The following is a 14,265-nucleotide window of genomic DNA, read 5'->3' as shown; positions in this document are numbered from 1 at the left end:
GTTCGCGGCCGGTGAACCGTGGAGCATTGGTTCCCTCGGGTACGTCAGTAAGCTAGAGGTGGTTGCTCGGCGCACGTCGCCGGGCCGCAGGAGGGAAATCACATGTTCGAACGGTTCACGGACCGCGCCCGGCGCGTCATCGTCCTGGCGCAGGACGAGGCGAAGCTGCTCAACCACAACTTCATTGGCACCGAGCACATCCTGCTCGGCCTCATCCACGAGGGTGAGGGCGTGGCCGCGAAGGCGCTCGAATCGCTCGGGATCGCATTGGAAGCGGTGCGCGAGCAGGTCGAGGAGATCATCGGCCAGGGGCAGCAGGTTCCGACGGGGCACATCCCCTTCACGCCGCGCGCCAAGAAGGTGCTGGAGCTCTCGCTGCGCGAGGCGCTCCAGATGAACCACAACTACATCGGCACCGAGCACATCCTGCTCGGCCTCATCCGCGAGGGAGAGGGTGTCGCGGCTCAGGTGCTGATCAAGTTGGGCGCGGATCTCAACCGCGTCCGCAATACCGTGCTTCAGCTCATCACCGGCTATCAGGGACGCGAGGCTTCGATGTCTGGCGCCCCGGAGACCGGCCCCGAGAAGGGCACCTCGCAGGTTCTGGACCAGTTCGGCCGCAACCTCACGCAGGCCGCGCGCGAGAACCAGCTGGATCCGGTCATCGGCCGCGCGCACGAGATCGAGCGCGTCATGACGGTGCTCAGCCGTCGCACCAAGAACAACCCGGTGCTGATCGGTGAGCCCGGCGTCGGAAAGACAGCCGTGGTGGAGGGCCTCGCCCAGGCCATCGTCCGGGGCGACGTGCCCGAGACGCTCCGCGACAAGCAGATCTACACCCTGGACCTGGGCGCCCTCGTTGCGGGCTCCCGGTACCGCGGCGACTTCGAGGAACGCCTGAAGAAGGTGCTCAAGGAGATCAAGACCCGCGGTGACATCATGCTGTTCATCGACGAGATCCACACCCTCGTCGGGGCCGGCGCCGCCGAGGGCGCCATCGATGCCGCGAGCATCCTCAAGCCCATGCTGGCCCGAGGCGAGCTGCAGACCATCGGTGCCACCACCCTGGACGAGTACCGCAAGCACATCGAGAAGGACGCCGCGCTGGAGCGTCGCTTCCAGCCCATCCAGGTGGCCGAACCGTCAGTCGCGCTCACGGTGGACATCCTCAAGGGCCTCCGGGACCGGTACGAGGCCCACCACCGCATCACCATCACGGACGAGGCGCTCGTCGCGGCGGCCACCATGGCGGACCGCTACATCCAGGACCGCTTCCTGCCGGACAAGGCCATCGACCTGATCGACGAGGCAGGCGCACGCCTGCGGATCCAGCGCATGACCGCGCCGCCGGACCTGCGCGAGTTCGACGACATGATCGCCGCCAACAAGCTCGAGAAGGATGCGGCCATCGACGCGCAGGACTTCGAGCGGGCCGCGCGCCTCCGCGACGAGGAGCAGAAGCTCCGAGCCCAGAGGGCAGAGAAGGAGGAGGCCTGGAAGCAGGGCGATTCCGACATTCCTGCCGTTGTGGGTGAGGAGGAGATCGCCATCGTGTTGTCCGGCTCCACCGGCATCCCCGTCTTCAAGCTCACGGAGGAGGAGTCCCAGCGGCTGCTCCGCATGGAGGAGGAACTGGGGAAGCGGTACATCGGTCAGCACGATGCGGTCAAGGCGCTCTCCCGCTCCATCCGCCGCACCCGCGCCGGGTTGAAGGATCCCAAGCGTCCAAGCGGCTCGTTCATCTTCGCCGGCCCTTCCGGGGTCGGAAAGACCGAGCTGACCAAGGCGCTCACCGAGTTTCTGTTCGGCGACGAGAATGCCCTGATCACCCTGGACATGAGCGAATACTCGGAGAAGCACACCGCGTCGCGGATGTTCGGCTCCCCCCCGGGATACATCGGCTACGAAGAGGGCGGTCAGCTCACGGAGAAGGTGCGGCGCAAGCCGTTCTCGGTGGTCCTGTTCGACGAAATCGAAAAGGCTCACCCGGACATCTTCAACTCGCTGTTGCAGATTCTGGATGAAGGCCGGCTGACGGACGCCCAGGGTCGAGTGGTGGACTTCAAGAACACCGTCATCGTGATGACCACCAACCTGGGTTCGCGTGACATCTCGAAGAGCGTCAATCTCGGATTCACCCGTTCGGGGGATGCCGAGTCGAGCTACGAGAAGATGAAGGCGAAGGTCTCGGACGAGTTGAAGCAGCATTTCCGTCCGGAGTTCCTCAACCGCGTGGACGAGATCGTGGTGTTCCACCAACTCTCGCAGGCCGACATCGAACGGATTGTTGACCTCATGGTTGCGCAGATCGAGTCCAGGCTGAAGGACAAGGACATGGGCATCGAGCTCACGCCCGCGGCCAAGACACTGATCGCCAAGCGCGGATTCGATCCGGTGTTGGGTGCGCGCCCGCTGCGTCGGGCGCTTCAGCGTGACATCGAGGATCTCCTCGCCGAGAAGATTCTCTTCGGTGAGCTGCAGGCGGGCCAGATCGTCCAGGTCGACGTCACTGAGGAGGGCGCGGAGCTGCCGTTCAAGTTCACCGGCGTGGCGAAGGCGGATCTGCCTGAGCTGGCTGTGGCACCGGGGACCGACGGCGCGGCCACGGCCTGACGCCACCCACGACGAACGGGGCCGACCAACGGGTCGGCCCCGTTCGCTTCCTCCCGACCTCGGGCTGGGCGCCCCACCGCAGAGTTGCCTCACGCCGCACGCGCCTGCTGACAATGGCGGACCTGGTCGTCACTCACAGACGCGGAGCGTCGCTGACAAGGGACAGGATGAGGGCGACGGTTCCCGCCGCCGCGACCGACACTGCGACGACGGCGGGCAGCAGGCCGTCGGCGAGTTGCCGGCCACCGCCGACCAGCGTCCGGTGGGTGTAGGAGTACCTCCGCCTGGACCAGACACCGATGAGGGCAGCCAGAGCCAACCCAGCGGCGGCGAACGCCCACGACCACAGCCCCAGGGCAGTGGCCTCGATGCGGGCGAAGACCAGGGCTCCTGCGCCGATGGAGAGTGCCGTGCGCTGCCAACTCAGGATCGTGCGCTCGGCTGCCAGGCCGGGGTCTGAGGGCCGTTCGTTCATCGCACCAGGAAGCCGACGAACACGAGCATTCCGCTGACCGTCACGGCCACCGCGACAGGCAGGGCGAACAGCGACGACGGCAGGGGGGTGCCGCTGCGCAGCGCCCGCTCGTAGCGCGCCCATCCCCACCAGGCGAAGGGGGCGGCGGCGATGCCGGTGACCATCAGCAGCACCGATGCGGCGATCCGAAACGACTCCTGAATTCCCAGCCCCAGCACCTCAAGGGCGATGCCGCCGGCCAGCAGGGCCAGCGAGGTCCGGATCCACGCGAGGTAGGTGCGCTCGTTGGCCAGCGTGAACCGGGGGTCCGGCTCGTCGCCGGCCGCGTAGACGGATCGGGGGAATCGTTCTCGGGCCACGGGACCACCGTAGCGCCGTCGACCACGCCGGCATCAGTCGGCGCGGGGCCGCTCAGTCCTGAGTTCAACAATTCGGGCCTGATTTAGTGCCCCGCTCGACCAGGGATCTTGGTGAGGATGGCTTCGGCTTCGGGGGTGAGGCGTGGTTGGGCCTGGATTGGCTGGCCGGCCGCGATCGTGCCGAGGTACGTCGAGCGCGAACTCGCGTTCCGCGGCCACCGGATCAAGCCGGGCACGATGGTGATCTTCTCGCCCTATGCGACGCACCGGATGCCCGAGGTGTACGACCGCCCCGAGGAGTTCCGCCCCGAGCGATGGTTGGAGGAGGGCTTCCAGCCCAATCGGGGTGAGTTCGTCGCCTTCGGCGGCGGCGCGCACCGGTGTCTGGGCCACGTAATGGCGACGACGGAGCTGTCCGTCATGCTCGCCACACTGTTGGCGCGCGGGGAGTTCCGGTTGGAGCCGCAGAAGGTGCGCGCGGTCGGGATCACGTCCATGCGCCCGAAGGACGGCGTGCGGATCACGCTCGGCCCCTGAGCCTGAGCGTCGCGCACGGCCGCCGCAGCCCTGTGGTCGCTTGAGCTGCACCTTCGCAGGGCATCCGTCGTCCTCGCAGCCCGTTGGTCGGCCAGAAGCCCTGCGACGAAGACCAAAGCCCTGCGAGGGTGTGCGGCGAGCGGACGGGCGGCCGAACGCGGGGCGCGGGAGGAGCGGGACGGCCAGGGGGCATGCAGACAAGGTCCGTGCGCAGAGACTGGCCTCCCCCGTAGGACCAACCCAGCCCAGGGGCCGTCACGCTCCGCACCGCCCAAGGCCAACCACGCCACGGGCGAAACCCTGCAGCCCGACTCTGAAGGACCAACCCGAGAAGGGGGTTGAGTCCACGGACCGGCTACGGAGGCCCTTCGTCCATCGCCGCTCGTCCCTCGCGGCTCAGGCTCAGGGACCCGGCTAGGCGGAGGTGTCCGTCTTTCCCTCGTAGAGGCCCAGCACGTTGCCGTCGAGGTCCTCGAAGAAGGCGAACCAGCTCGTCTCGGAGATCGCGGTCTTGGGCATGATCACCGTGCCGCCGTTCGCCTCGACCTTGGCCAGGGTGTCGTGGATCGAGTCCACCTCGACGTACGAACGCGGCTGCGTGAAGGACTCGTCGCGCGGGGCCAGTCCGCCGCCGCTGATCTTGTTGGGCGCCTGCCACATGGGGTAGCCCTCGAAGCCGGGGTACTCGTTGAACTGCCAGCCGAAGAGCTCGCCGTAGAACTCGCGGGCCTTGACGTGGTCGCTGACCGGGATGTCGATGTGGGTGATGTCGCCGTGCATGGGGACCTCCTGGGGTCGGGAGTCCAACGCTACGTCTCGGGACCCTCCTTTGGAAGAGGCCGCGGGACCGCCGTCGGTGGGTAATGTCGACGCATGACCGCCACCGGACGACCCGAGCCGTTCAGCGTCTACACCACGCCGGAGTTCTGGGCCGACCCGCACATCTCCGCGCGCATGCTCACCCACCACCTGGACCCCGACACCAACGCGTCGTCCCGTCGGCACGAGTTCATCGACCGCTCCGCCGAGTGGTTGTTCTCCGCGCTCCAACTGAGCGACGGCGCCCGCCTTCTGGACCTGGGCTCCGGCCCCGGCCTCTACGCGATTCGCCTCGCGCGTCGAGGCGTTGAGGTGCTCGCCGTCGATGTCGCCCCGCTCTCGCTCGAGCACCTGCGCGCCGCTGCCGCTGCCGAGGATCTGCCCGTGCGGACTCTCGAGGGTAGCTACCTCGAGGCCGACCTCGGGTCGGGCCACGACGCCGCCATCCTCATCTACGGGGACTACTGCGTCCTCAGCCCCTCTCAGCGGGCCGTGTTGCTGCGGCGCGTTCGGGAGGCACTCCGACCCGGAGGTCGCCTGGCGTTCGACGTCACCTCCGCGGCCCGCTTCGATCCCACCGAGTTCCGGCGCGAGGAGGCCGACCTGCAGCGCGGCTTCTGGGCGCCCAGCCCGTACCGAGGCGTGCATGAGCGGTGGACCTACCCACACCTGCGGCTGATGCTCGACCGCTACGTCATCGAGCGCGACGGCCACGTGCGGGAGTTCTGGAACTGGACCCACTGCCGCACCGTGGCGGAGGTCGAGGCGGAGCTCAATGCGGTTGGCTTCGAGGTGGAGCAGGTCGTCGGCGACGCGGCCGGCGGTCCCTTCGACGCGGCGTCGCCGACGTTCGCCGTCGTGGCGCGCGCCGTCGGATAGACGACAACGAGCCCCCGGGTGTGGCTGGCCGGGGGCTCGTGGGTTGGTGGGGGCTGGCTCAGAAGGCGGAGACCTTCGACTTGTAGCCGGCCTTGGCGACGGTGTCGACCAGGTCCTGCGCGCTGGTGCGCTCGGCGTCGTGGTCAACCTCGATGCGGGACGAGGCGAAGTGCACCTTCACGTTTTCGACGCCGGCGAGCTGGCCAACCTGCTTCTCGATCTTGGTGACGCACGAGGGGCAGGAGAAGCCCTCGGCGCGAAGGATGGTGTGGGTGGTGGTCTGCGCGGTCATGGTGTGTCCTTTCGTGGCTGATGTCTGTGACTGTACGGAGTTGCGGGGTTGCGTTCCTTGATCTGGATCAAGTTCGGATCAGGGCTGGTTGACGAGCTCGCGATCGGGGCTGACAACGGTCTTCGCCGGGCTGGCGGCCTTCGGGCGACGCGGGTTCTCGCGGCGGAGGAGGCGCATCGCGTTGACGATGACCACCAGCACGGAGGCCTCGTGCACGAGCATGCCGATCGCCATCGTGACGCCGCCGAAGAGGACGCCGGCGAGCAGCGTCGCGACGACCACCAAGGCCACCGTGATGTTCTGCTTCATGTTGGCGACGGTGCGGCGGGCGAGGCGGACCGCCTGGGGGAGCTTCAGCAGGTCGTCCTTCATGAGCGCGATGTCGGCGGTCTCGATCGCGACCCCGGTACCCGCGGCACCCATGGCCACGCCAATGTCCGCGGTGGCCAGGGCGGGGGCGTCGTTGACGCCGTCGCCCACCATCGCGACGACATGGCCCTCGCGCTGGAGCTTGGCGACGATGTCGAGCTTGTCCTCGGGCAGCAGGCCCGCGTGCACCTCGTCGACCCCCACCTGGGCGCCGACGGCGTCGGCCACGCGCTGGTTGTCGCCCGTCAGCATGACGACCTTCTTCACGCCGTTGGCGTGCAGGCGGCGGATCATCTCGGCGGCGTCGTCGCGGATCTTGTCGGCGACGGCGACCACGCCGGCGAGCCGGCCGTCGATGGCGATCGCCATCGGGGTGCGACCCTGGGCGGACAGGTCGTCGAGCACGGAGGTCGGGGCCTCGACGCCTTCGGCGTCGAGCAGGCGGGTGTTGCCGATGGCGACGCGCTGGCCATCGAGTTCGACGACGATGCCCTGGCCGGCGACCGGCTCGGTGTGGGTGGGGAGGCCGCCCACCTCGAGGCCGCGGGCGATGGCGCCGTCGATGATCGGGCGGGCGAGCGGATGTTCGGACCCGGCCTCGGCGCGGGCCGCGATGGTGAGGAGTTCGTCGGAGGAAAGGGACGGGTCGAGGACGACGACGTCGGTCAGCTTGGGCTTGCCCTCGGTGAGGGTGCCGGTCTTGTCGAGGGCGACGGCGGTGATCTTGGCGGAGGTCTCGAGGAACTCGCCGCCCTTGATGAGGATGCCGTCGCGGGCGCCGCGGCCGATGCCGGCGACGATCGACACGGGGATCGAGATGACCAGGGCGCCGGGGCAGCCGATGACCAGGAGCGTCAGGGCGAGGGTCACGTCGCGGGTGATGAGCCCGACGACCAGCGCCAGCACCATGATCCCGGGGGTGTACCACTTCGAGAAGCGGTCCATGAACTTCTGGGTCTTGGCCTTGGCGTCCTGCGCCTCCTCGACGCGGTGGATGATGCGCGCCAGCGTGGTGTCGGCGCCGACGCCGCGTGCCTCGACCTGGAGGAAGCCGCCCGTGGAGATCGTGCCGGCGAACACTTGGTCGCCGTCGCTCTTCTCGGCCGGGATGGACTCGCCGGTGATGGACGCCTCGTTGATGGCGCCGTTGCCGCCGATGACGACGCCGTCGACGGGCACCTTGGCGCCGTTCTTCACGAGGACGGTCTCGCCCGGCTTGACCTCGTAGGCGGAGATCTCCACCTGCTGGCCATCGCGGAGGACGATCGCGGTGTCGGGGGCGACGGCCACGAGCTCGGCCAACGCGGAACGGGTCTTGTTGAGGGTCGCGGCCTCGAGGGCGCCGCCGACGGCGAACAGGAACGTGACCGCCGCGGCCTCCCAGAAGTTGCCGACGAGGATCGCGCCGATGGCGGCGACGGAGACCAACAGGTCGATGCTGATGTGCTTGACCATCAGCGAGCGGAAGGCCTTGATGGCGATGGGCAGGCCGGCGACGACGGCGGCCGCCAGCATGAGGATGTTGCCGACGGTGGTCGCGCCCAGCTTGTCGGCGATGAGGGAGGCGACGATGGCGACGCCGGAGATGGCGGGCACGGCCCAGCGGCCGTGGAGCCAAGTGTGGATCTTGTTCATGATGCGTCCTTCGGGGGTGATCTTGACCTTGAAATTACGCGCGATCGGCGCCCCGTTCCTTGACGCACGTCAAGTTCTGAAGCGGGCTGATGGAGGGGTGAGGAGGGGGGCGTTTCCAGTGATGGATCTAGTGCCAACATTGGCACCAGATCCATCACCGAAAACGCCCTTCGGTGCGACGATGGGTCATGACCTTCACGCTGACCATAGATGCCGCCGATCCCAGGCGGCTGGGTGACTTCTGGGCGCTGGCGCTCGGTTACCGGCCCGAGGACCCGCCGGGGAACTTCGCCACGTGGGAGGAGGCGCTGACGAGTTGGGGTCTTCCCGAGGAGCGCTGGAACGACGCCTACGCGATCGTCGGAGACGGCCCGCGGATCTTCATCCAGAAGGTGCCCGAGCCCAAGACCGCCAAGAACCGGTTGCACATCGACGTCCACAGCAACGCCGGCGGCCCCGACCAGCCGAAGGACTGGGACGTGATGCGCGCCAAGGCGGCCAAGCTGGTCGCCGCGGGTGCCGACGTCGTGGAGGAGTTCCGGCAGCCCCCTCAGGGCGAGTGGATCGTGATGGAGGACCCGGAGGGCAGCGAGTTCTGCGTGGTGTGACTCAGTCGCGCACGCACAGCATGAGTCCCGAGCCCCACGGCAGGAACTCGGTGCGCCAGCCGTCGACTGACTGCATGTCGGCGATGAGGCGGTCGACGTTGGCTTGATGGCCGTCGGGCCAGCCCGGCTGCGGGTACAGGTCGTCGAGGACGAACCAGCCGTGCGGCTTCACCAGTTCCATGGCGAGGTCGCGGTCGTGGTACTTGCCGGGCCAGGTGTCGGCGAAGACGACGTCGAACCGCTCCGGGCGGGCGACCGCCTCGCGGAGCCACTCCGAGCCGTCTCCCAGCACCCACTCGACGCGGGGGTCGTCGTCGAAGGTGGCGCGCGCGATCCGCTGCAGGTCGTCCTCGAGTTCCACCGAGACCAGTCGTGAGTCGGCGTCCATGCCGTCGAGCAGCCATGCCGCCCCGTAACCGACGCCGGTGCCGAGCTCGAGGAAACTGCCGCCCGGGCGCGACGCGACCAGGAGTCGAAGCAGCCGGCCGAGGTCGCCCTCGGAGGACTGCACGAAGCCCAGGTCCTCCGCCGCTGCGGTCAGCGCGGCCAGGGTCTGGCGGAGCGAGGAGCCGTCGGGCGTGGGTCGAGTGGTGGAGCTCATGCGTGCATCCAAGCACAGGGTGTGGGCAAGATGGGCCCGTGAACGACTCGACGGCCGACGACGCGCTGGCGCGGTGGCACCGCGCGCACGCGGCGGCGTCGATGGTGGGCTGGGACTTCTCCCGACTCGACGGGCGAATGACCGCGGACGAGCCCTGGTGGGACCTCGAGGGCGACTGCCGCGAGGCGCTGGCGACGGCGACCAGCGCGCTCGACCTCGGCACCGGCGGCTGTCCTGAAGTCGGGGAACCACCCGGGCGCTACCTTGGGCGCATGAGCACCTGGACGCGAACGTACCGACCTGTCGAGGGTGAGCGCGTCGACGGCGTCGTCACTCACGTCCTCGGCCGCCGTGACTCGAGGGGCGGGCACTACTTCGGCGTCACGAACCTCGAGGTGTACGCGGACGGTTCCATCCTGTGCGACTTCGGGCGGATGGATCTGGACGGGTTGCGCCAGGCGTTGTCGGTGAACCGGATCGCCCTGAACGTGGCCGAGGGGACCACGGTGACGCTGGGCCTCACCGCCCGGATGACTGCGGCCACGCCGTCGGGCCCGCCGGTGGCTGACGAGGACTTCGTCAGGGAGGTCGCCGACCAGATCGAGCGCCTCAACGGTCGGCCCACGTCCCGCGAACTCTGCCGCGACGCCGCCGAGGCCTTCGCCGAGGAACCGAGCCACGAACGCTGGTTGGTGATGCAGGAGGCGTATCTGCGGGTACCGGCCCACCTGCGGCCGTACGTCCTCTCGGACATGGACGTGAAGGACCAGCCGATCCGGGTTCTCCTGACGCCTCTGGGCGGATCGACGGCCGAGGGCGTCACCGTCACGGAGAAGGTCCAGGCGCAGGCGATCGAGTACTTCCGCGAGCGCCGGGCCGACCGCACCGGTGGGAAGCCCACAAGGAGCGCGAGTTCCACGAGTTCACGGGGACTCCCACCGTCATCGAGAAGGTGTTCGTGCGCGACGAGTACTGGCCCCAGCCGCCGGCGCCGGAGGTGCTGCACAACAACTTCCCGCGGCAGATCGTCGTCGACGGCCAGCCGTACCCGACGGTGACGGCGGCGTTCCACGCGCTGCAGGGCCCGGGCGCCGGGCCCGATGCCAACCTCGCGCTCATGGCGGCAGCCCTGCGCGCCAAGTACACGCAACACAAGGACCTGGCGAAGGCGCTGCTCGCCACCGACGGCCGCATCGAGTACGCCAACGGCATCGACGGCTTCTGGACCAGCTACCGCGGAGGCCGCAACTGGATCGGACGGCTCCTGGAGCTCGTCCGGGCGGAGTTGCGCGCCCGACGCTGACGTCGCACTCCGGTCTGGCAGGCACGTCGGCGGCGCTGCGTGGCTAGGGTTCCATCATGGGAGTACGCCTCATCCTCATCCGTCACGCGAAGTCCAACTGGAATGCGGGGGTCTCCGACCGCGACCGCCCGCTCAACGGCCGGGGCCGTAGCCAAGCGCCTGAAACGGGTGAGTGGCTGGCTGGCCGGTTCGGCGACGTCGACCTCGCCGTCGTGTCGGTGGCGGCGCGGGCGCGGGAGACGTGGGAGCTGGTCTCGCGGCACCTGTCCGCGGCCGAGGTGCGCGACGCCGAGGACGCCTACACGTTCGACGGCGACGACCTCGCGGACCTGGTCGCGGGGCTGCCCGAGTCGGCGTCGTCGGTGGTGCTGGTGGGACACAACCCGGCGATGGAGGAGTTGATCCACCTCGCGACGGGGCGGTTCCTGCCGATGCCGACGTCGGCGCTGGCGGTGCTGGAGCTGGACAGCTGGTCCCAGGTCGCCGAGGGCACTGCCGGGGTGGTCGCGGCCGGGCGCCCCGCCGACGACCAGTGGTCGGTCGAGTGAGCTAGCGCCACCCCCGAGCCCCAGATAGGCGGGGACACAAGAACCTCAGTTCACGAGTTGAGCAGTTCATCGAGGGCGTCCCTGTTCCAGCAGGGGCGCCCTCACTTCGTTGTTAGGGCTGGCGTAGCCAGGGCAGTTCGGATCTGGTGGAAGAACAGTCCGAGGTTGCTGTGCGTGAACTGGGGTTGGGTCATTCGACGCTGGCGGTTGGACAGCTCGATCAGTCGCACTAGGCGTCGGCCGGTCCAGCTGGAGGGGTTGATGGGGAGCCTCATGAGGCCGCGGCTGAGGTTTCCGATGTGCCGATCCCCCAGATGGGGGAGCTCTGAGACGACTTGCCCAGCGAGTTTCTGCCATGGCAGCGGGATAGGGGCAAGGTGGTGTCGCTTTTTCGAGCTTCCTGCGCGTCTAGGTGAGTTAGAACTCTCTAGAGAAGTAGGTCTACCTGAACCACTACGTGGTAGGTGGCGGGCCACGATCTGAGCCATCCCGCGGGGCATGGTGAGGTGCCGTGTGGAGGCGATTCGACGCTGTCTGCCGCCGTGGTGGGCGTGGGCGGTTGCCCGTTCCCCAGCGGTCAGGTACCGGCCCTGCACGACGGTGACAGACATGCCGATCGCTTCGAGGACGTAGCGGGCATGGCGCACGGCGTCACGGCTCACTCCGAGTTTCCGGGCAACTGTCTCATGTGAGGTGCGAACTCCTCGTCCAGTGCGGCCGTCAGCGGTATTGGCGTCTGCTCGGGCAACCTTCATTACCAGGGGCCTGCTCGACTTGTGGTGGTCGATGGCGGCCTTGCCCTTGGCGCTGTGAAGCTCGATCGAGACGCCCATCAGCCAACGGGTTCGGCCATTCCACACAGGGATGACCGCGACCTTGCCGATTGGGTCAGGAGCCCATGAGCGGCCCAGCTGCTCCAGGCCGGCGATCTGTGCCAAAGCTCGACGGGTGCGCATCACCAGCGGAACCGTCCAGCCGTGCTTTTTTGCGATCGTCGCGGTCGACCAGCGGCCCGTGCGTGAGAGGACGCCGGCGATGGTGATCGTGACCGTTCGGAGGGGTCGAAGTGTCTGCACGAGGCGCTTGATGCTGACCCCTGTCTGGTCCTGGAGGTGCCGGGCGACCGCGAGGGCGGCGAACACGATGGTGAGGTGGGCCTCGATCGGTTCGCGTTTGCGGTGGAAGATCGGTCTGGCTTGGAGGTCTCCCTTGGCCATCCGGAAGGACTCTTCGACGTGCCACAGGTCCCGGTAGGCGGCCACCACCGCTGCGCCGCCCATGAGGTCGGGTCCGATGTTGGTGACGTAGCCCTTGAGCCGGCGCAGAACCTGGCCCGTTCGATGACGTCCCAGTTGACCTCGGCCTTCTTCCCGTCGGCGTCGGTGGTGACCGTCACGAACCGGTCCCGGGCGACGGGTCTCAGCCCGTCGGCGACCTTCTCGGCCTTGACGACCTGGGCGTTGATGGTCTTGTCGTCTCGCTTATGCCGCTTAAAGGAGTAGTGATACACCACCCGGCGGGTCCGTCGCTGCCGGCCAGTGCCCATGTCGCGGGTGGTCTCGATCGTGGAGTCGTCGGGGGTGTAGTTGCCGTGGCGTTCGAAGTGGTCGCCCAGGTCGTAGGGCACGTGCGACTGGCGGGAGGCCACGATGAAGCGGCATCCGGCGTCTTCGAGGCCGTTGAGGTTGTCCGCCGACAGCATCCCGGCGTCGGCGACCACGACCAGCTCGTTGATGCCGTGGCGGGTCTTGAACTGCTCGATCACCGGGATCAAGGTCTTGGTCTCTGCCTTGTTGCCCTCGAAAAGCGCCACCTCGAGCGGGAACCCGTCGCCGGTGACCAGCAGCCCGACCGTGACCTGCGGGTCGACGCGGCGTTCCTTACTCATCCCGACCTTCCGGAGCCGGTCTTCGTTGGTGACCTCGAAATGCAGTGTGGTCAGGTCGTACATCACCAGAGCCACCGGCCCCCGGGCGGTCGCGTGAGCCCAGCAGGAGGCGGCGACACGGCTGCGGTAGTCACGCTCCACGCACCGCCGCAGACAGTTGTAGAGGGTATTCAAGTGCGGCACCGGCAGACCCAAGTCACCCAACACGCGCAGCGTGTCCTGCTTCGAGGTCGGCTCGATGATCCGCGCTGTGACTAGCGCTTTGAACACTTCGTCGTTGATCTGGTCGAAGCCCAGCCGTTCGTAAGCGTCGGTCAGCACCGGCCACAGCAACTCGCTGGAGGTGCGTTCCACCACCGGCCCCGCAGGCTCCCGCCCGGGCTGTTCGAACTGCAGCATGTCGTCCTGGACTCCATGGACACGCTGCTGGGCGGCGCTGAGTAGCACCGCGAGCTCGGCCTCGTCGTGAGCCGAACCGACATGCTCCAAGATCCGCCGGCGGCCGTTACGTTTCTCGACGATCTGGACCGCTGTCGCCCCCGACGCGGTCTTCACCTTCCGCACGAACGGACTCACACCCGCACTCTACCCCCGATTAGTGCCCCAAAACCGGCACCCAAACCAGCCCCGACAAGCCCCTCAGCCCGGCCGATCAGGAGTAGTTGTGGAAGTCAGGTCAGTGGGTGCCGCGGGTTCGGGTGGTGCGGACCTCACTAGTCTGGTGGGGTGCTGTCCTTCCTCCGCGGTGCCTACGGGCGCGCCCTGACCCCACTGGCCCGGCTGCTCCTCAGGCTCGGCGTCTCGCCGACGGCGGTCACCGTCGGCGGCACCGTAGGGGTCTGCGCGGCCGCGCTTTGGTTCCTCCCCAAGGGCGACCTGGTGCTCGGGGTGATCGTCGTCGGAGTGCTGCTGCTCGCCGATGGCCTCGACGGAACCATGGCTCGCCAGGGAGGCAGGGTCACCCGCTTCGGGGCGTTCCTGGACTCCACGGCGGACCGCGTGGCAGACGGCGCGGTCTTCGCCGGGCTCGTGATCTGGGCGGCGGCCAACGCCGAGCCGACTATCCTCTGGCTGGCGTTGGCCTGCCTCGTCTTCGGCTTCGCGGTGTCCTACTCCCGGGCCCGTGGAGAGGCGGAGGGCTGGGAGATGGCGGTGGGCATCTTCGAGCGCAGCGACAGGCTCGTGGTGGCGGGCGCCGCGACCCTGGCAGTCGGGCTCGGCGCGCCGTCGTGGGTGTTGGCGGCGGGGCTGGCGGCCGTGGCGGCGGGAAGCGCCGTCACGGTGGGGCAGCGCGTCCGGGCGGCGTGGGTGGCCTCGGCCGGCAGCTGAGGCAGTGGCG

15 protein-coding genes are annotated in these 14,265 nt (G+C 68.4%); 8 read left to right on the top strand and 7 right to left on the bottom strand.

All coding sequences use genetic code 11. From position 1 onward, the window contains the following. Positions 1 to 102 precede the first annotated feature (102 nt). The gene (locus tag H5398_RS04170; protein WP_182782154.1) at positions 103 to 2,613 is read left to right on the top strand and encodes an ATP-dependent Clp protease ATP-binding subunit; all 2,511 of its coding nucleotides are present in this window, start codon (positions 103 to 105) and stop codon (positions 2,611 to 2,613) included. Between the two features lie 133 nt (positions 2,614 to 2,746). Here H5398_RS04170 and H5398_RS04165 read toward each other — a convergent pair whose 3' ends face one another. Continuing rightward, positions 2,747 to 3,088 (bottom strand): DUF202 domain-containing protein, encoded by a 342-nt coding sequence (locus H5398_RS04165; RefSeq protein ID WP_182782155.1) that lies wholly within the window; start codon positions 3,086 to 3,088, stop codon positions 2,747 to 2,749. Then, positions 3,085 to 3,447 (bottom strand): DUF202 domain-containing protein, encoded by a 363-nt coding sequence (locus tag H5398_RS04160; RefSeq protein WP_182782156.1) that lies wholly within the window; start codon positions 3,445 to 3,447, stop codon positions 3,085 to 3,087. The genes H5398_RS04165 and H5398_RS04160 overlap by 4 nt, the downstream gene beginning before the upstream one ends. A 135-nt stretch (positions 3,448 to 3,582) precedes the next feature. Here H5398_RS04160 and H5398_RS04155 point away from each other — a divergent pair, with 135 nt between their 5' ends. Then, complete coding sequence (locus H5398_RS04155; protein ID WP_182799117.1) at positions 3,583 to 3,984, top strand: cytochrome P450; 402 nt, start codon at positions 3,583 to 3,585, stop codon at positions 3,982 to 3,984. 414 nt (positions 3,985 to 4,398) lie between these two features. Here the strand turns inward: H5398_RS04155 and H5398_RS04150 are convergent, their stop codons facing one another. Further along, positions 4,399 to 4,764, bottom strand: coding sequence for a VOC family protein (locus H5398_RS04150; RefSeq protein ID WP_182799116.1), 366 nt, complete (start codon positions 4,762 to 4,764; stop codon positions 4,399 to 4,401). Between the two features lie 93 nt (positions 4,765 to 4,857). Between H5398_RS04150 and H5398_RS04145 the strand changes: the two genes are divergently transcribed. Next, positions 4,858 to 5,682 (top strand): cyclopropane-fatty-acyl-phospholipid synthase family protein, encoded by an 825-nt coding sequence (locus H5398_RS04145; RefSeq protein ID WP_182799115.1) that lies wholly within the window; start codon positions 4,858 to 4,860, stop codon positions 5,680 to 5,682. Between the two features lie 58 nt (positions 5,683 to 5,740). Here the strand turns inward: H5398_RS04145 and H5398_RS04140 are convergent, their stop codons facing one another. Beyond that, positions 5,741 to 5,974 carry a heavy-metal-associated domain-containing protein gene (locus H5398_RS04140; protein WP_182799114.1) on the bottom strand — a complete coding sequence of 78 codons (234 nt, stop codon included), beginning with the start codon at positions 5,972 to 5,974 and terminating at the stop codon, positions 5,741 to 5,743. A 78-nt stretch (positions 5,975 to 6,052) separates the two neighbouring features. Continuing rightward, positions 6,053 to 7,978, bottom strand: a complete 1,926-nt coding sequence (locus H5398_RS04135; protein ID WP_182799113.1) for a cation-translocating P-type ATPase — start codon at positions 7,976 to 7,978, stop codon at positions 6,053 to 6,055. A 188-nt stretch (positions 7,979 to 8,166) separates the two neighbouring features. Here H5398_RS04135 and H5398_RS04130 point away from each other — a divergent pair, with 188 nt between their 5' ends. After that, positions 8,167 to 8,586, top strand: a complete 420-nt coding sequence (locus tag H5398_RS04130; protein WP_182799112.1) for a VOC family protein — start codon at positions 8,167 to 8,169, stop codon at positions 8,584 to 8,586. 1 nt (position 8,587) lies between these two features. On the opposite strand, the gene H5398_RS04125 is transcribed toward H5398_RS04130, so the two are convergent. Next, entirely contained in the window at positions 8,588 to 9,187 is a 600-nt protein-coding gene (locus H5398_RS04125; RefSeq protein ID WP_182799111.1) for an O-methyltransferase, read from the bottom strand. Positions 9,188 to 9,225: 38 nt separating this feature from the next. On the opposite strand from H5398_RS04125, the gene H5398_RS04120 reads away from it, so the two are divergent. The 3 genes from H5398_RS04120 to H5398_RS04110 are packed head-to-tail and all read left to right on the top strand — an operon-like array spanning position 9,226 to position 11,038. Further along, positions 9,226 to 10,245, top strand: a complete 1,020-nt coding sequence (locus H5398_RS04120) for a hypothetical protein (protein WP_182799110.1) — start codon at positions 9,226 to 9,228, stop codon at positions 10,243 to 10,245. Further along, positions 10,146 to 10,490: a hypothetical protein gene (locus H5398_RS04115; protein WP_182799109.1), complete on the top strand. Its 345-nt coding sequence runs from the start codon at positions 10,146 to 10,148 to the stop codon at positions 10,488 to 10,490. The genes H5398_RS04120 and H5398_RS04115 overlap by 100 nt, the downstream gene beginning before the upstream one ends. A 56-nt stretch (positions 10,491 to 10,546) precedes the next feature. Continuing rightward, positions 10,547 to 11,038: a histidine phosphatase family protein gene (locus H5398_RS04110; RefSeq protein ID WP_182799108.1), complete on the top strand. Its 492-nt coding sequence runs from the start codon at positions 10,547 to 10,549 to the stop codon at positions 11,036 to 11,038. Between the two features lie 955 nt (positions 11,039 to 11,993). Here H5398_RS04110 and H5398_RS04105 read toward each other — a convergent pair. Continuing rightward, positions 11,994 to 13,502 (bottom strand): IS1634 family transposase, encoded by a 1,509-nt coding sequence (locus H5398_RS04105; protein WP_182799107.1) that lies wholly within the window; start codon positions 13,500 to 13,502, stop codon positions 11,994 to 11,996. A 150-nt stretch (positions 13,503 to 13,652) separates the two neighbouring features. On the opposite strand from H5398_RS04105, the gene pgsA reads away from it, so the two are divergent. Further along, entirely contained in the window at positions 13,653 to 14,255 is a 603-nt protein-coding gene (gene pgsA / locus H5398_RS04100) for a phosphatidylinositol phosphate synthase (RefSeq protein WP_182782157.1), read from the top strand. Positions 14,256 to 14,265: the final 10 nt, after the last annotated feature.

Origin of the sequence: Tessaracoccus sp. MC1679 (assembly GCF_014164775.1) — a bacterium.
Taxonomy (GTDB): domain Bacteria; phylum Actinomycetota; class Actinomycetes; order Propionibacteriales; family Propionibacteriaceae; genus Arachnia.
The sequence above is the reverse complement of the archived record's forward strand: the minus strand, read 5'-3'. Positions and strand labels throughout refer to the sequence as shown.